Raw genomic sequence first — 17,460 nt, 5'->3', positions numbered from 1 at the left:
TGCTAAAACGGCAGGTTGAGCGACAGGAAGCCGGTTTCGGAGCGCTCGCGCTGGCCGTCGTATGCGTGGCTGCTGACCTCGACGCCGTAGCTCAGCGTGATGTCGTGCTTGAACGTCCACGCGTGCTCGAGACGCGCGCTCCACAGCGGGCTGGTGCCGAAGCCGCGCTCGTTGTACACGCCGCCCGACACCGACACGCGCTGCTGCAGCCCCGTGTCGCCTTTCTTCCACAGCGTCAGCTGATGCATGACGGTCGCCGCGGCCGCGTAGTCGCGACCGGGGCTGAAGTAGGGCGCGTCATGGCGCGTGTTGCTGTCGGTGCCGAGATTCAGCGAGACGTTGACGAGCTGGTTCGCGGACGTGTACACGCGCTGCGTGGCGGTCGCCGCGATTTCCTGGTGCAGGTTCGAATCGCTGTAGCGGCTCACGCCGTAGCTCAGCTTGACTTCGCGCCGGTCGTTCTGGCGATACACGACCTCGACGTTCGCGGAGCGGCCCCAGATGTGCGCGGCATACGCTTTCCACGGCAGCGAGTTGTCGTTGGTGTCGAGCCCCGCGCTGACCGTCCAGTAGTCGTTCAGTGCGTACGCGATCGTGCCGCGGCCGCCGGTTCGGCCGTCTCCGCCGAGCGAGCGCGTGACCTCGCCCAGCACGGTGAGCGGCCCGTGCCGGTAGTCGCCGCCGATGCCCGTGCGTGTGCGGCTGACGCTGCCGCCGTCGGTTTGCGCATGGCCGTAGAACGTATGCGCGAAGACCCGCCAGTTGTCGCCGAACGGTTGCGAGTAGATGTAGCTGTCCGACGTGAAGCTGTTGTCGGCCAGCGCGCTGTTGCCGTGCTCGAAGCTCAGGTCGGTCGTGAACACGGGGCTGCGGTAGGCCTTGTAGTCGCGCTTGAAGCCGCGCACGGCGCCGCTGTCCGGGAACGTGTTGCCCAGCGTCTGGTCGACGGTCTTCGCGGTCGCGTAGTCATCCGCCGTGAGCGATGCGCGGCCGAGGCCCGCGAGCATCTCGACGCTGTCCGGGTGATCGGTCAGCGACGCGCGATACATCGAGATCGCCTGGCGTGGATGCGACTGGCCCGACACCGCATCGGCGTGCGCGGCGCGGATCTCCGCGTTGAACGGCACCTCTTTCTCGAGCTGTTCGAGGGCGGCGATCCCCTGGTCGGCGTGACCCGTGAAGATCAGGTATTGCGCGCGCAACCGGTAGTAACGCAGATAGTCGCTTTCTCCGGGGCCGACGTTGGTCACCTGCTTGGCGGGCGGCAGCGACTTCTCCATGTCGTCGAGCACCTGCTTCGCTTCCGGCGCGCGTGCCTGGTCGACGTACGACCAGAACAGCCCTTCGCGCAGCTCGATCGGCTGCGTGCGGGCGCCATACTGGAAGCCGCGCGTCGCGCGATCGGTCGGCGATGCGGTGGCCTGCTTCAGCGCACGCGCGTACACGGCGTTTGCCTTGGCCGGCTCGCCCAGGTACAGGTACGCGTCGCCGACGGCCGCCAGTGCGTCGATCGAGATTTCCGCGTTGGACGGAATCGTCTCGAACGTCGCGACGGCCGTCTTCATGTCGCCGCGTGCCGCAAGGGCGACGACCCGGTCGCCCGCGAGCGCGGTGCGGACCGGCGTGTACTCGGGCGTGGGCGGTATCCGCTTGTCGAGGTCGTCCGCCGCACGCAGGGCGCTGTCGATTCCGTCGAAGCGGTCCGAACTCGTCATCGAGCGCGACTTGTCGCGGCCGCCGCGCACTTGCTGGCGAATCGACAGCTCTTCCAGTTGCGCGATGTCGACGGCGGAGAACGCATCGGGCCGGGCCTTTGCTTCGTCGAGCGCCTTGACCGCGCCGCCGCTTGCCGCGAGACCGAACACGTCGTTGCGCACCGTCGCGACATCGGCCGTGCGGAGGTTCGGCGCCTGCGCATTCGGTGCCTGGACGTCGGGGCCTTGCGACCGCTGGATCGGCTCGCCGGGGAGCTGCGCGCCGGGCGACTGCGAATTCGGTTGCCGGGACGACGGCGGTTCGGCGCCGGACGGCTGGGTCGTGGGCGCGGGCGAATTCGGCATCGGCGTGCCGGATGCCTGCGCGGTGAGCGTCGGCGTAGCGGCTGTGGTCGGTGTAGCCGGCGGTGCGGTAGTCGTGGCCTGGGCGCGCTGCCGCGGTGCCTCGGACGTTTGCGTGCGTGGCCGCGGCGTATCCGGCGGCGTGTCGAATGCCTGCGCCAGCACCATCGGCGCATTCGACACTTGCGCCGCTGGCGCGGGTGCATTCGTCGATGGCGCGGCCGGCTGCGGCGCATCCGGGTCCACCACGACCGTGGTCGGCATCGCCGGGTTCGGCGCCTGCGCGATCTGCATCGATGCGTCCGACGCTTGCGCGATCGGCGTTGGTGCAAGCGGCGGCTGCGTGCCCGAACCCGGCGCGGCCTGCGTCGACGCGCCCGGGGGCTGCAGGTCGGGCGGCAACGCATCAGGTGCGCCGCGGGACCCGGCGATTTCGCTCGCGCTGCCCGGTTCCGCGTCGCCTTCGGCGGCAAGACACGGGCCGGACGCGACGAGCAGGCACAGCAACGGCGCATGCAGGAGGATCCGCCGGTTCGGCGGAGCGACGGTGGTGCATTGTTGTTGACGATTGTTGGCCACGGTGTGTCCTCACTTTGAAACGATCACATCGGTTGCACGCCCGACGGCGCTCGTCGCCGGCCGTCGCCCCGTCGGGCGGCGAGGCCCGGCGGGATCCGGCCAGGTCACAGGCGGTTGCGGATCGCTTGTCCAAGCAGCGCGCGCGATTCGCTGTTCTTCGGGTCGATGGCGAGTGCACGGCTCGCGTTTTGCTCCACACAGCTCCATTCGTCGATCCGTGCGCACCAGCGCGCCTTGGCCAGAGCGCGGGCGCCTTCCAGCTCATCGTGCGTGACGCTGGTGGCCTCCATGTGCGACGTGCCCGCGACATACGACTGCGGTTGCGGTTTCGGCACGGGGTCGGGGTGTTTTCTCGTGCGCGCCAGCGTCTGCGAACGTGACGTCCGGTGCGTGTCGCCCGGGCGCGTCGTGCGACTGCCGGTCGACGCGGCGTGCGGATTGGCCGCCAGCCTCGTCGGCGGCACGTGCGCGGGGCGCGTACGTGTCGTGTCGGAGCGGGCCGCCGTTTGCGGCGGCACGGCCGGTTCGGCCACGGCCGACACGGCGGGGGGAGCGGAGGCGAACGGCGGAACCGGTCCGGCCTGCGCGAGCGTGGAGGTCGAGCCGGCTGGCGCGGCGGTGCCGGACACGCGGCCGGTTGCCGCCACGATGAGCTCGCGGGACTTTCCGACGGCGTTTCCGATCACGCGGGCGATATCGTGCGTCACGCTCGCATGGCCGACCCTCGTGTCCCGCTCGACGTACGCGAAGGCACCGAAGATCGCGGCAAATGCGGCGACGCTGAGCGCCGCGTTCTTTCCCGGACCCCACGAGGGTTTCGGCTGACGGGCGGGCGAGCCGTCCGGTCGTTCTGCACGAGGCATGCAAGACTCCTTGATTCGATGCGGTCCACGATTGGCGCGATCGGAGAGGGGCGGCGCGACGTTCACCAGCGCAACTGCGTCGTGAGCGTGCCCGTCTCGACGATCGCGAACTGGGTTGCTCCCTGATAGGTCCCTTCGACCCGGTAGCTCGCATCGGGCACGCTGAACAGGCAGCGCGATCCCGATGCGGCGAATTCGACCAGCACGCGCCCATGTCGGCGCAGGCGCACCTGCACGTTGGAGAGCGGCTGCCCGGTATGTCCCGAGACGAACGACACGCCCAGGTTGTAGGGACGCCCGTCGGGGGGAAGCGGTGCGGTGCCGTCGATCCGCGCATCGCCGCAGATATACGAAATCACGTACCGGTTCGCCCCCGGCCCGGACGCCGGTGAGGAGGCCGCCGGTGTCTGGGCCATGGCGTTCATGCACAGCGTGGAGACGAAGACGCTCAGGAAAGCGCGAGCATGCTGTCGAAGCGAGGGTGACATTGCAATCTCCCGTCCGGAATCGATGACGTGCATCGACTCCGAGTCGAATTTGCCAACGTTCTTTTTGCGACACGCTATTGATACACGATGGTTTTTGAACCAACAACCGCGTGTGGTCGGAATGGGACGGGGGTGAAAGATCCTATTTAAATAGGATAAGGATGGATTGCTGAGGATCGCTTAATGCTGAATAAAGTTGATATTGCCGAACATGAAAATTGCTCTTCGGTAGCGATGATCGAGCACGCTTTGAATCACGTCGGAGGTATCGACGTTCGTGCCGAAAAATAACGACTAATAAAAGAAACTCTTGCGCCTGTATTCGAGGCGAATCGATGAAGGTCCGGATACAGGTCGCACATCGTGAAATGAGGGTGCGACGTTTTTGATGATTCCGGCAGTTACAGGTAAATCGAAACTTGTGTAACAAGGTATTTCTGTCTGGAAAGGCGGGCCGATTATTCTTACTTAATACGGAAAACAGTAAAAAATACGACATGGATCGCAAACGTTTGCGTGTTCTGGAGATCGATTAAGAGCCGTTGAGGGATTTTACGGAGTCCGACGGGATTATCGATTGCTATCGGGAGAACGCGTATTCGCGCCGCGGATATCCACGGCGCGAATATGCCATCAGCGGCTGCCGCCCGCGCTTCGCCGCGCGCTGCGCATCGCCGGGGCGGCCGCTTCTTCAGTGCCTGTCGCACCGTCGATCGCCGCGTGCGGCCGGTTCATGATGTAGGTCCACAGCTGCTCCGCCGCGAGCCCGCGTTTGCGCGCCGACCGATACAGGCGGATTTCGAGTTCGGTGATCCAGTCGCCGGTGCCCGCGCACACGAGCGTGCCGTCTGCGAGCTCCTTCGCGACGCAGCTTTCCGGCAGCCAGCCGATGCCGTGCCCGGCCACGACCATGCCTTTCAGCGCCTCGGACATGTGCGTTTCGAAACACCGGTGCAGCACGTACGGCTCGGTCGCATTCAGCAACAGCATCTCGACGATGTTGCCGAGAAAGGCGCCCGACGAATACGCGAGCAGCGGCAGCGGGGCATCGGGCGTGCCGGGCAGCTGGAACACCGGCTTGCCGCGTGCATCGGGTGTCGACACGGGCAGGATGCGTTCGACGCCGAGACTGACGAACGGGAAGTGATTCGGGTCGAGCACGATCGGCAACTGCGGATGGTGATAGCCGAGCAGCAAATCGCATTCGCCTTCGACCAGTTGCTGGACGCCTTCCGGCACGTTCACCGCATTGACGCGGGCAGTGACGTGGCCGACCTCGCCGTTGAGCTGCTTGAGCCATTCGGGAAACAGCGTGAACACGAGCGTATGCGCGACGGCGAAACGCACGACCTGGTCGCTCGCCGCGAACTGGTCGTAGCCGTTCACGAGGTTGCGCGCCGCATACATGCTGCGCAGGATGTCCGCGGCCAGCCCGCGGAACATCTGGCCGGCGGGCGTCAGCGTGATCGGGTTGATGCTGCGGTCGACCAGCTTCGCGTCCATCCAGGTTTCGAGCGCGGCGATTCGTCTGCTGAATGCCGACTGCGTCAGGTGCCGGTGACGCGCGGCCCGGGAAAAGCTCTTGGTATCCGCAAGGCTCAGGAAATCTTCCAGCCACTTTGCTTCCATTTCGATCTTCGCTTTTTATAGTCGGGCGCCTGAAAGGCGGCGCCGTCTGCCGCACCAACGTTCTAGCGTACCGCGCCTCGCGCCGGTCGAGCCGATGTTTTTTTTCGATCGGTGTCAGTCGAAATATGCATGGGCGTTGTCGCCGGGATTACGGCTGCATAGCGTTGAGGTGCCGGACCCGGCTTAACCGGACAGTTCACCGCGTCGGACTGTCCGCGCCGCCGCGGACGGTACTTCCCCCCAGGGCCGGCTGCGCCGTGCGCGTGCCGGCCCGCCCGCCCGCGATCGTTCCGGGGCGCGGGCCCGCCACTTTTGGTGCAGTGCAGATTGCACATTCGTGACACGCGGGAGAACTATGTTCGTCGAACGCGGCGCAGCATCGGCCGTGCGCGTTCACGGCGCACCGCAAGCGCCCGTCGCGTCGGGGGTTGCACCGTTGTGGTGCGCAATGCCGCACCGGCGTGCCTGGCGCGGCGCAAAAACAGGGGGATATCGACGGAGTCGAGCAAGGCACGTTCCTTGCAAAGCATTCAGTACGCCGGTCCGGCATGCGCAATGCCGGGGAAACGATCGATGGAGAAAAGATCGATGAAGCCATTCGATGAAATGCTGCAATCCGGCGACATGGTAAGGGCGCCTTACGCGCGCCTGAAGCAATGGCTCGACACGCAGAATCCCGCGAGCCTCGCCCAGAAGGCCCACGACGCGGAAGGCGTGTTCCGCAAGACGGGCATCACGTTCGCCGTGTACGGCGACGCGGAGGCCGCCGAGCGGCTGATTCCGTTCGACATCGTCCCGCGCATCATCTCCGGGGCGGAATGGAGCCGGCTGTCGCTCGGCATCGAGCAGCGCGTGATGGCGCTGAACGCATTCCTCGACGACATCTATCACCGCCAGGAAATCGTGCGCGCGGGCATCGTGCCGAAGCACCTGATCGCGCACAACGAAGCGTTCATCCCGGAGATGATCGATTTCCGGCCGCCGGGAAACGTTTACACGCACATCATCGGCGTCGACATCGTGCGCACCGGCGAGAACGCGTTCTACGTGCTGGAGGACAACGCGCGCACGCCATCCGGCGTGTCCTACATGCTGGAAAACCGCGAAACGATGATGCAGCTCTTTCCCGAGCTGTTCCAGCAGGTGAAGGTGCGCCCGGTCGAAACCTACCCGCAGATGCTGCGCCAGTCGCTCGCGGCCGTATGCCCGCCGGGCGGCAACGCGGACAACCCGACCATCGCCGTGCTCACGCCCGGCATCCACAATTCCGCGTACTACGAACATTCGTTCCTCGCCGACCAGATGGGTGTGCACCTCGTCGAGGGCAGCGACCTGCAGGTGATCGACGGCCGCGTCGCGATGCGCACGACCGAAGGCTTCCAGCCGATCGACGTGCTGTACCGCCGCGTCGACGACGCGTTCCTCGACCCGCTCACGTTCCGCCCCGATTCGGTGCTCGGCGTGGCAGGCATCATGGACGTGTACCGCGCGGGCAACATCACGATCGCGAATGCGCCCGGCACCGGCATCGCCGACGACAAGGCGATCTACTCGTACATGCCGGAGATCGTCGAGTTCTACACGGGCCGCAAGGCGCTGCTGGAGAACGTGCCGACCTGGCGCTGCGGTGAGGCCGACAGCCTGAAGTACGTGCTCGAGCATCTCGACGAACTGGTCGTGAAGGAGGTGCACGGCTCGGGCGGCTACGGGATGCTGGTCGGGCCGTGCGCGTCGAAGGCCGAGCTCGAGGCGTTTTCCGCGAAGCTGCGCGCGCGCCCCGCGAACTACATCGCGCAACCGACGCTTGCGTTGTCCACGACGCCGATCCTGACCGACGCCGGCCTCGCGCCGCGCCACGTCGACCTGCGGCCGTTCGTGCTGGTGTCGGACCGGATCCGCATCACGCCGGGCGGGCTCACGCGCGTCGCGCTGAAGGAAGGATCGCTCGTCGTCAACTCGAGCCAGGGCGGCGGCACCAAGGACACCTGGGTGCTGGCCGACTGAGCCGGACGCGACCGCGCGCGCCGGAGCCGGCGCGCGAACCGAACGAAGACGGAGTGGACACGAGATGCTTCTGGGACGAACTGCGAGCGGGCTCTACTGGATGTACCGCTATATCGAGCGCGCGGAGAACATCGCGCGCATCGTCGATGCCGGGCTGCGGATGGCGCTCACGCGCACGTCCGACGCGCCGGCCGAATGGTCGTCGGTGCTGGTCAGCTCGGGCGCGGACGACGGCTACCGGCAGAAATACGACGCGTATGCGGCCGATACCGTGACCGACTACCTGCTGCGCGACCGCGACAACCCGTCGAGCGTGCTGTCGTGCATCGAGGCCGCGCGCTCGAATGCGCGGATGGTGCGCACGGCGCTGACGCGCGAGGCGTGGGAGAGCGTGAACGGCGCGTGGCTCGCGCTGCGCCGCGCGTTCGCGCAGCCGGTGCCGGAAAGCGAGCTGCCGGCCGTGCTCGACCAGGTGAAGCGCGAAACCGCGCTGATCCTCGGCAGCTTCTACAGCACGATGCTGCGCAACGAGATCTTCGATTTCGCGCAGATCGGCGCCTTCATCGAACGCGCGGACAACACCGCGCGGATCATCGACGTGAAGTACCACCTGCTGCTGCCGTCGGTGTCGCACGTCGGCACGATCCTCGACAACTACCAATGGGAGACGATCCTGCGCTGCGTGGCCGCGCATCGTTCGTACCGCTGGGTGTACGACGTGCAGTACAAGCCGCTGAACATCGCCGACTACCTGATCCTGAACGGCCGCATGCCGCGTTCGCTGCGCTATTGCTACGGGCGCGTCGTGTCGAGCCTGAACCTGCTCGCGAAGGATTACGGCGTGACACACCCGTGTCACGACACGGCCACGAAGATCCTGCAAATGCTGTCCGATACCTCGGTCGAGCGGATCTTCAAGAGCGGCCTGCACGAGTTCCTGACCGACTTCATCGGCCGCAACAACAGCCTCGGGCTCGAAGTCGCCCAGGCTTACAACTTCGACTGAGACTTGCCATGCGACTCGCCATCCGACACATTTCGCGTTATCAGTTCGACGAACAAGCTTCCCACGCACTGCAACGGTTGCGGCTGCGCCCGCAGTCGGGCCCCGGGCAGACGGTGCGCGCGTGGCAGGTCACGATCGACGGCGTCGAGCCGACGCTGTCGTACGCCGACGGGCTCGGCAACCGGATCGACCTCGTGCGCCACGATCGCGGCGCGAAAGACGAGATCGTCGTCGTCGCGGCCGGCGTCGTCGAGACGCAGGACCGCGCGGGCATTCTCGGGAATCCCGAGGGCTATGCGCCGCCGTGGATCTTCGAGCGCGAGACCGCGCTCACGAAAGCGGGCGACACCGTGCATGCGCTGACGCAGGCGCTGCCGATCGAGCCGCACGGCCTCGACGCATTGCACTGGCTGATGACGGAGGTGCACGGCCGCATCGCGTACGCGCCGAACCTGGCCGCCGATGCGCCCGTCGATGCGGAAACCGCGCTGCAAAGCGGCGAGGGCACGAGCCGCGACCATGCGCACGCGTTCATCGCGGCCGCCCGCGCGCTGAAGATCCCCGCGCGCTACATCTCGGGCTACGTGCTGGCCGACAGCGCGATGCAGCGCATCGCCGATGCGAAGCAGCAGGCGGGCGACGTCGAGGAAGAGGAAGCACTCGCGCTGCAGAGCGGCGACGGGATGCACCAGATGCTCGGCGCGTCGCATGCGGTGCAGTCGCAATCGCAGGGGCAGCCGCAACCGGCGCTCGGCGCGCAGCCGCAAGCCGCCGCGCTGATGCAGCAGCCGGCCGGCCATGCATGGGCCGAAGCCTATGTCGAAGGGCTCGGCTGGGTCGGCTTCGACCCGTTCATGAACCGTTGCCCGGACGAACGCTACGTGCGCATCGCGGTCGGCCTCGACCATCGCGACGCGCAGCCGGTGACGGGGCTCGGCGCGACGGCCGTCGGCGTCGAGATCAGCGTCGTGCAGACGCCGGAACTCGTCTGACCCGCCGCGCGCTTTCGCCGAATCCGCCATGCCGGGCCGCCGCGTCGACAGCGACGCGGCGCGCGCGGCCGGCCCAACCCGATCCGAGCTCCCATGTCCATCCACGTCGCGCTGCATCACACCACCCGCTATCGCTACGACCGGCTCGTCAACCTCGGCCCGCAGGTCGTGCGGCTGCGGCCCGCGCCGCATTGCCGGACGCCGATCCTCGCGTATTCGATGACGGTCGAGCCCGCGCAGCACTTCATCAACTGGCAGCAGGACCCGTTCTCGAACTATCTCGCGCGGCTCGTGTTTCCGGAGCCAACCGAGCACTTCGAGATCACGATCGATCTCGTCGCCGAGATGTCGGTGTACAACCCGTTCGATTTCTTCCTCGAAGCGAGCGCGGAACAATACCCGTTCAGCTATGACGACGCGCTGAAGACCGAGCTCGCGCCGTATCTCGCGTGCGACCCGCAGACGAGCGCCGCGCCGCTGTTCCGCACGTATCTCGACGCCGTCGACCGCACGCCGGCCGGCACCGTGAACTTCCTCGTCGCGCTGAACCAGCAGCTTCAGCGCGACATCGGCTATCTCGTGCGGATGGAGCCGGGCGTGCAGACGCCCGCGCAAACGCTCGAACTCGCATCCGGCTCGTGCCGCGACAGCGCGTGGCTGCTCGTGCAGCTGTGTCGCCATCTGGGCATCGCCGCGCGCTTCGTGTCGGGCTACCTGATCCAGCTCACCCCCGACGTCAAATCGCTCGACGGCCCCAGCGGCACGTCGGTCGATTTCACCGACCTGCACGCATGGTGCGAGGTCTACTTGCCGGGCGCCGGCTGGATCGGCTTCGATCCGACGTCGGGCCTGCTCGCCGGGGAAGGGCATATTCCGCTCGCCTGCACGCCGCAGCCGACGAGCGCCGCGCCGGTCGAAGGGCTGATCGACGAGTGCGAGGTGTCGTTCGAGCACGAGATGAGCGTGACGCGCGTGTACGAATCGCCGCGCGTGACGAAACCGTATACGGAAGCGCAGTGGGACGCCGTGCTCGCGCTCGGCACGCAGGTCGACGGTGCGCTGGCGGCCGGCGACGTGCGGCTCACGCAGGGCGGCGAGCCGACCTTCGTGTCGATCGACGATCGCGACGGCGCCGAGTGGAACACCGATGCGCTCGGCCCGACCAAGCGCGGTTACGCGACCGAACTCGTGCAGCGGCTGCGCGCCGAATACGGCGACGGCGGCTTCCTGCATTTCGGGCAGGGCAAGTGGTACCCGGGCGAGCAATTGCCGCGCTGGGCGTTGTCGATCTTCTGGCGCGCGGACGGCCAGCCCGTGTGGCACGATCCGTCGCTGTTCGCCGACGAGCGCGAACCGTCCGCGTACACGACCGACGACGCGAAGCGTTTCATCGATGCGCTCGCCGCGCGGCTGAACCTGACCGGCGAATTCATCCGGCCCGGCTACGAGGACGTGTGGTACTACCTGTGGCGCGAGCGCCGGCTGCCCGTCAACGTCGATCCGTTCGACGCGCGCCTCGACGACGAGCTCGAACGCGCGCGGCTGCGCAAGGTGTTCGAGCAGCAGCTCGACAGCGTAGTCGGCTACGTGCTGCCGGTGAAGCGTGTGGACGACATGCCGGGCCTCGACGGGCCGCGCTGGCAGACGGGCCCGTGGTTCTTCCGCGACGAGCGGATGTACCTCGTGCCGGGCGATTCGCCGATGGGCTACCGGCTGCCGCTCGATTCGCTGCCGTGGACCGCCAGCGCCGATTATCCGTACCTGGTCGAGCGCGATCCGTTCGCGCCGCGCGACGCATTGCCGGATGCCGCTGCCATACGCGCCCGCTACGCCGGCCCGGCCGACGCGCCGCGCTACCTGGCCGGCATGCATCGCGAAGCGTCCGCGCAGACCGTGATGCAGTGGCGCGACGACGGCGCGGCCGCGAGCGGCCGACCGGGCGCCGTGGATCCGCATCGCCGCCCCGAGCGCTTCGAATCGGCCGCGTGGATCACGCGCACCGCGCTGTGCGTCGAAGTGCGCAACGGCATCCTGTACCTGTTCATGCCGCCGCTCGCCGCGCTCGAGGATTATCTCGACCTGCTCGGCGCGATCGAGCTGACCGCGCACACGCTCGGCGTGAAGCTCGTGCTCGAAGGCTATCCGCCGCCGCGCGACGCACGGCTGAAACTGCTGCAGGTGACGCCCGATCCCGGCGTGATCGAGGTGAACATCCATCCGGCCGCGAGCTTCGACGAACTCGTCGACCACACCGAATTCCTGTACGACGCCGCGTGGCAATCGCGGCTGTGCAGCGAGAAGTTCATGGTCGACGGGCGGCACGTCGGCACGGGCGGCGGCAACCACTTCGTGCTCGGCGGCGCGACGCCGGCCGACAGCCCGTTCCTGCGCCGCCCCGATCTGCTCGCGAGCCTGATCGCCTACTGGCACAACCATCCGTCGCTGTCGTATTTGTTCTCGGGGCTGTTCATCGGGCCGACGAGCCAGGCGCCGCGGGTCGACGAGGCACGCAACGACCAGCTTTACGAGCTCGACATCGCATTCGCGGAGATCCAGCGCAACAAGCTGCTGTTCGGGCAGGACATGCCGCCGTGGCTCGTCGACCGCGTGCTGCGCAACCTGCTGATCGACGTGACGGGCAACACGCACCGCAGCGAGTTCTGCATCGACAAGCTGTATTCGCCCGACTCGTCCACCGGCCGGCTCGGCCTGCTCGAACTGCGTGCTTTCGAGATGCCGCCGCATGCGCGGATGAGCATCGTGCAGCAACTGCTGCTGCGTGCGCTGGTCGCGCGTTTCTGGGCCACGCCGTACACGACGCCGCTCACGCGCTGGGGCACCGCGCTGCACGACCGCTTCATGCTGCCGGAATTTCTCCAGATGGATTTCGACGACGTGCTGGCCGAGTTGCGCGACGCCGGTTTCGCGTTCGATCCGGCGTGGTTCGCGCCGCACTTCGAATTCCGTTTTCCGCTGTTCGGGCAGATCGCGGTGAACGGCATGCAACTGTCGCTGCGCGGCGCGCTGGAACCGTGGCACGTGATGGGCGAGGAGGGGGCGATCGGCGGCACGGTGCGCTACGTCGATTCGTCGGTCGAACGGCTCGAAGTGCGCGTGACGGGGCTGAACGACAACCGGCACGTCGTGACCGTCAACGGCCGCGCGCTGCCGCTGCAGCCGACCGGCACCGTCGGCGAGTACGTCGCGGGCGTGCGCTACAAGGCGTGGGCGCCGCCGTCGGCGCTGCATCCGACCATCGGCGTGCACGCGCCGCTCACGTTCGACATCGTCGATACGTGGTTGCAGCGCTCGCTCGGCGGCTGCCGGTATCACGTCGCGCATCCGGGCGGGCGCAATTACGCGACGTTCCCGGTCAACGCGTACGAAGCCGAGAGCCGCCGGCTCGCGCGCTTCGTCGAGATGGGGCACACGCCGGGCCGGATGGAGGTCGCGGCCGCCGCGCCGAGCCGCGAATTTCCTTTTACGCTGGACTTGCGGCGGCCTTGATCGATCGATGACGGGGCGGACGACGATGCGCGGCGCGCAACCTCCCGGCGGCCTCGCCGGAGTGCTAGGATGCGGGCAGACTGCGGCCGCGCGCCGCGGCAGCTTGCCGCCGGTGCGGCGGCGCGCGTGCGCGGCCGCATCCTGACGACGGAACGACATCGTGCCGCCCATTGACCTCGATCATCTCGCCGCCCTCGACGCGATGCCCACGCTTTTCGATACCGGCGCGCAGCCGGACGCCGCCGAACTGGCCGCCGCGCTCGCGGCGCCGGCCGCCGCCGGCCGCTACGACGAACTGCGCGGCAGCGCGGCCGGCCTGAACGCGCCCGCGCTGGCGCCCGCGTGGCGCAGCTTCTTCACGTCGATCGGCAGCGACGGCGTGGCCGACCTCGACCGCCGCGCCGACGCGCTGCACCGGCGCATGCGCGAGAACGGCCTGTTCTACCAGTTGCACGAGCAACGCGCCGGCGACGGCGCGGCCGGGCCGTGGTCGCTCGACCTGCTACCGCTGATCGTCACGCCCGAAGACTGGGTCGTGATCGAGCGCGGCGTGCTGCAGCGCGTGCGGCTGCTCAACGCGACGCTGGCCGATTTGTACGGGCCGCAGACGATCCTGCAGCGCGGGCTGCTGCCGCCCGCGCTCGTCACCGGTCATCCCGGCTACCTGCGCGCGATGCGCGGCGCACGCGTGCCGGGCGATACGTGGCTGCACGTCGTCGCGTTCGATCTCGCGCGCGGCCCGGACGGGCAGTGGCGGATCGTTGCGCAGCACACGCAGGGCGCGGCCGGGCTCGGATACCTGCTCGAAAACCGGCTGATCGTGTCGCGGCTCTTTCCGCGCGGGTTTCGCGGGCTGCGCGTGCAGCGGCTGGCGTCCGCCTACCGTGCGCTGTTGCAGAGCATGCAGTCGCTCAGCCCCGCCGCGAAGAACTCGCGGATCGTGCTGCTGACCCCGGGACCGCACAGCGCGACCTATTTCGAGCATGCCTATCTCGCGCGCTATCTCGGCCTCACGCTCGTCGAAGGCGGCGACCTGACCGCGCGCGACAATCACGTCTTCCTGAAGACGCTGAGCGGGCTCGAACCGGTGCACGGCATCCTGCGGCGCGTCGACGACGCGTGGCTCGATCCGCTCGAACTGCGGCCCGATTCGATGCTCGGCGTGCCGGGGCTGCTGCAGGCCGTGCGCGCGGGCAACGTGCTGCTCGCGAACGCGCCGGGCTCGGGCTTCCTCGAATCGCCGGCGATGCTCGGCTTCATGCCGCGTCTCGCGGAAGGCCTGCTCGGCGAAACGCTGACGCTGCCGGCCGTGCATTCGTGGTGGTGCGGCGAGGCGGCCGCGTGCGACGACGCGCTGCCGCAACTCGCGCGTGGCATCGTCAAGGCATCCTATCCACCCGACGTGCAGGCAGGCGGTGCATTCGAGCCGGTGATCGGCGCGCGGCTCACGCCGGCGCAACTGGCGGAATGGCGCGCACGGATTCTCGCGCGGCCCGAACACTACACGGTGCAGGCCGATCTGCCGCTGTCGCAGGCGCCGACCTGGCCGCGGCCCGACGCACCCGACGGCAACGGCAGCGCGCGGATCGTGCCGAAACCGCTCTTGCTGCGCGTGTTCGCGCTCGCCGACGGCGCGCAGCGCTGGCGGCTCCTGCCGGGCGGACTGTCACGGGTCGGCACGCGCGACACGCTGTTCAACGCGCCGATGCCGCGTGGCGGCAGCACCGTCGATACGTGGGTGATGACCGAGGGCATCGTCGATTCGACGACGCTGTTGCAGACGCACCTCGGCCCCGACGATCTCGTCGAGCGGCCGCGTGCGATCGCGAGTCGCGCGGCGGAAAACCTGTTCTGGCTCGGCCGTTATACCGAGCGCGCGACCAACCTGATGCGCCTCGCGCGTGCCGCGCTCGAACGGCTGCGCGGCGAAGACGACGTCGACAGCCCCGCGCACCTCGAACTGATCGACACGCTGTGCCGCGACACCGGGCTGATCGCGGCCGACGCGCCGCACGCCGTCGATGCGCCGCGCGCGTTCCAGCACGCGCTGGCGACATCGCTGACGCGCGGCGCCGATCGCACGTCGGGGATCGCGTCGTGCCTGTTCGGCATGCGCGGCGCGGCTGCCGCGATCCGCGAACGGCTGTCGAGCGATCAATGGCGGTTGATCGACGACGCGACGCAACTGTTCGCGGATAGCGCAGGACAACCGGAAGCGGAGGAGCAGATCGGCAACGACGCGCTGCAGCTGCTGGAACGCCTCGGCCTGCTGCTCGGCGCGATCACCGGTGCGCAGACCGACAACATGACGCGCGACGACGGCTGGCGCTTGCTGTCGATCGGCCGGCAGATCGACCGGCTCGATTTCCTGTGCAGCGTGCTGAAGTTCGCGTTCGACGAAGGGGCCGTGCACCGGCAGGACGGTTTCGAACTCGTGCTGGAACTGTTCGACAGCACGATCACGTTTCGTTCGCGGTTCCAGCGCGGCTTCGACGTCGCGCCGCTGTTGTCGCTCGTCGTGCTCGATACCGACAACCCGCGCTCGCTCGGCTGGGTCGTGCAGGCGCTGCGTGGCCGGCTGACGAAGGTTGAGCGCAGCGAAGGCTATGCGCTGTCGGAGCTGGCCGAGACGATTCCGGATGTGCCTGCATGGTCGCTGCACGAGCTGTGCGAGACCACCGAAGGCGGCCGGCACGACAAACTGCTCGCGGCGCTCGACACGACGGCGAAGGCGGTGTGGGAACTGTCGAACCGGATTGGCGAGCGCTATTTCAGCCACGTGCGCGAAGCGGGCAGGACGCTATGGTGACGACGAAAGGCGCGCCGAAAACGCCGTCCGGTTCCGGCTCCGGTAACGCGCGGCAGGCAGCCGCATCGACGGCGGCCGCAAGCGACGCACGGGCCGCCGTCGCGCCGGGCCGGTTGCTGCGCGTCACGCACGACACCGAATACCGTTACGCGGCACGCGTCGAATCGGCGCAGCACCAGGCACGCCTGCAACCGCTCGCGACACCGCGCCAGCAGGTGCTGTCGTTCTCGCTCGACATCGAGCCCGCACCGGAATCGGTCTGCACCGAACTCGACGCGTTCGGCAATGCACGCGCCTCGTTCGCGCTGAACCTGCCGCACGACACGCTGCTGGTGCGCAGCCGCAGTACCGTACGCGTGACGCCGCCCGTGTGGTCGCTCGGCGCGCGCGGCGAGCCGCCGCCTGCGATCGCGAACCCGGACGCCGCGCATGCCACTGCATGGGAGGCCGTGCGCGAGCGCTTGCGGTTCCGCGCGGGGCAGCCTTACGACCCGGCGAGCGAGTTCGTGTTCGCGTCGCCGCACGTCGCGTGCGACGCCGAGCTTGCCGCGTACGCGGCCGCGAGCTTCACGCCGCAACGGCCGCTCGTGCAGGCGGCATGGGACCTGATGCGGCGCGTGCATGCCGATTTCGCGTACACGCCGAACAGCACCGACATCACGACGTCGGCGCTCGACGCGCTGCGGTTGCGCAAGGGCGTGTGCCAGGATTTCGCGCACGTGATGATCGGCGCGCTGCGTTCGCTCGGGCTGGCCGCGCGCTACGTCAGCGGCTACCTGCTCACGCAGCCGCCGCCGGGCCAGCCGCGGCTGATCGGTGCGGACGCGTCGCATGCGTGGGTCGACGTGTACGACCCGGCGTGGCCCGAGGATGGCGGCTGGCTACAGCTCGATCCGACCAACGATCGGGCGCCGGGCGACGACTACGTGATGCTGTCGATCGGGCGCGACTACGCGGACGTGACGCCGCTGCGCGGTGTGATCCGCGGCGGCGGGGCGGATCAGGAGCTGAAGGTCGGGGTGACGGTTGAGCCGCTCGATGCGGCTTGAGGGTGCCGCCAGGCGGGCTCAGCCGCTTTAAGTCTTCGTTAATTCTGCACGCCTAGCATGGTGATGCCGGCAGCGATTCGGACTCCGGTCCGACGCGCCGGCGGCACGCGCGGGTGCGTCGACGTCACGGCGCCGCGCCGTCGCGCGTCGCCATTTCCATGCAACGGCGGCAGACCATGATCAAGCACTTCGACTACACGCTCGGCAACGAGACGATCGCGCTTTGCGCGAGCTTCGGCGCGGGCCCGGCGTTCCGCCGCGTGCTCGTGAGTCGCGCGGATTCGATGGAGACGCTGGTGGTGCTCGACGCACGCGGGCTGTCGGGCCTGCTGAAGGTGGCGACCGAGGAGCCGGAAGGGCTGCTCGACGACGCGATCCGCAAGGTCGGCGACGAACAGCTCGTCGAGCAGGCGATCAGCGGCCGGACGATCGTCGAAGCGGCGCTGTGATCGGCGGCGCGTGGGCATGCCGGTAGGC

The 17,460-nt window shown here is 68.2% G+C and carries 11 protein-coding genes; 7 read left to right on the top strand and 4 right to left on the bottom strand.

Going from position 1 to position 17,460, the window contains the following annotated elements; translation table 11 throughout:
* Nucleotides 1-2 precede the first annotated feature (2 nt).
* The 4 genes from pgaA to H0X91_RS22250 all read right to left on the bottom strand — a co-directional run bounded on the left by pgaA (nucleotide 3) and on the right by H0X91_RS22250 (nucleotide 5,616).
* Nucleotides 3-2,636, bottom strand: coding sequence for a poly-beta-1,6 N-acetyl-D-glucosamine export porin PgaA (gene pgaA, locus H0X91_RS22265; protein ID WP_196433352.1), 2,634 nt, complete (start codon nucleotides 2,634-2,636; stop codon nucleotides 3-5).
* A 104-nt stretch (nucleotides 2,637-2,740) separates the two neighbouring features.
* Nucleotides 2,741-3,499 (bottom strand): hypothetical protein, encoded by a 759-nt coding sequence (locus H0X91_RS22260; RefSeq protein ID WP_062885472.1) that lies wholly within the window; start codon nucleotides 3,497-3,499, stop codon nucleotides 2,741-2,743.
* A gap of 62 nt (nucleotides 3,500-3,561) precedes the next feature.
* Entirely contained in the window at nucleotides 3,562-3,987 is a 426-nt protein-coding gene (locus H0X91_RS22255) for a hypothetical protein (RefSeq protein ID WP_196433351.1), read from the bottom strand.
* Between the two features lie 633 nt (nucleotides 3,988-4,620).
* Nucleotides 4,621-5,616, bottom strand: coding sequence for a LysR substrate-binding domain-containing protein (locus tag H0X91_RS22250; RefSeq protein ID WP_112750653.1), 996 nt, complete (start codon nucleotides 5,614-5,616; stop codon nucleotides 4,621-4,623).
* Between the two features lie 588 nt (nucleotides 5,617-6,204).
* Here H0X91_RS22250 and H0X91_RS22245 point away from each other — a divergent pair.
* The 7 genes from H0X91_RS22245 to H0X91_RS22215 all read left to right on the top strand — a co-directional run bounded on the left by H0X91_RS22245 (nucleotide 6,205) and on the right by H0X91_RS22215 (nucleotide 17,432).
* Complete coding sequence (locus H0X91_RS22245; RefSeq protein WP_006481635.1) at nucleotides 6,205-7,620, top strand: circularly permuted type 2 ATP-grasp protein; 1,416 nt, start codon at nucleotides 6,205-6,207, stop codon at nucleotides 7,618-7,620.
* A 64-nt stretch (nucleotides 7,621-7,684) separates the two neighbouring features.
* Entirely contained in the window at nucleotides 7,685-8,626 is a 942-nt protein-coding gene (locus H0X91_RS22240) for an alpha-E domain-containing protein (RefSeq protein ID WP_006481638.1), read from the top strand.
* A gap of 8 nt (nucleotides 8,627-8,634) precedes the next feature.
* Nucleotides 8,635-9,618, top strand: a complete 984-nt coding sequence (locus H0X91_RS22235) for a transglutaminase family protein (RefSeq protein WP_069353535.1) — start codon at nucleotides 8,635-8,637, stop codon at nucleotides 9,616-9,618.
* A 93-nt stretch (nucleotides 9,619-9,711) separates the two neighbouring features.
* Nucleotides 9,712-13,125 (top strand): transglutaminase family protein, encoded by a 3,414-nt coding sequence (locus tag H0X91_RS22230; RefSeq protein WP_196433350.1) that lies wholly within the window; start codon nucleotides 9,712-9,714, stop codon nucleotides 13,123-13,125.
* 202 nt (nucleotides 13,126-13,327) lie between these two features.
* The gene (locus tag H0X91_RS22225; protein ID WP_041494541.1) at nucleotides 13,328-15,934 is read left to right on the top strand and encodes a circularly permuted type 2 ATP-grasp protein; all 2,607 of its coding nucleotides are present in this window, start codon (nucleotides 13,328-13,330) and stop codon (nucleotides 15,932-15,934) included.
* Nucleotides 15,928-16,983, top strand: coding sequence for a transglutaminase family protein (locus H0X91_RS22220; protein ID WP_196433349.1), 1,056 nt, complete (start codon nucleotides 15,928-15,930; stop codon nucleotides 16,981-16,983). The genes H0X91_RS22225 and H0X91_RS22220 overlap by 7 nt, the downstream gene beginning before the upstream one ends.
* A 176-nt stretch (nucleotides 16,984-17,159) precedes the next feature.
* On the top strand, nucleotides 17,160-17,432 hold the full coding sequence (locus tag H0X91_RS22215) for a hypothetical protein (RefSeq protein ID WP_027807048.1): 273 nt from the start codon (nucleotides 17,160-17,162) through the stop codon (nucleotides 17,430-17,432).
* Nucleotides 17,433-17,460: the final 28 nt, after the last annotated feature.

This window comes from Burkholderia sp. 9777_1386, from assembly GCF_015712265.1.
In the GTDB taxonomy this organism is placed as follows: Bacteria; Pseudomonadota; Gammaproteobacteria; order Burkholderiales; family Burkholderiaceae; genus Burkholderia; species Burkholderia cenocepacia.
This window is presented reverse-complemented; position numbering and strand designations above follow the sequence as displayed.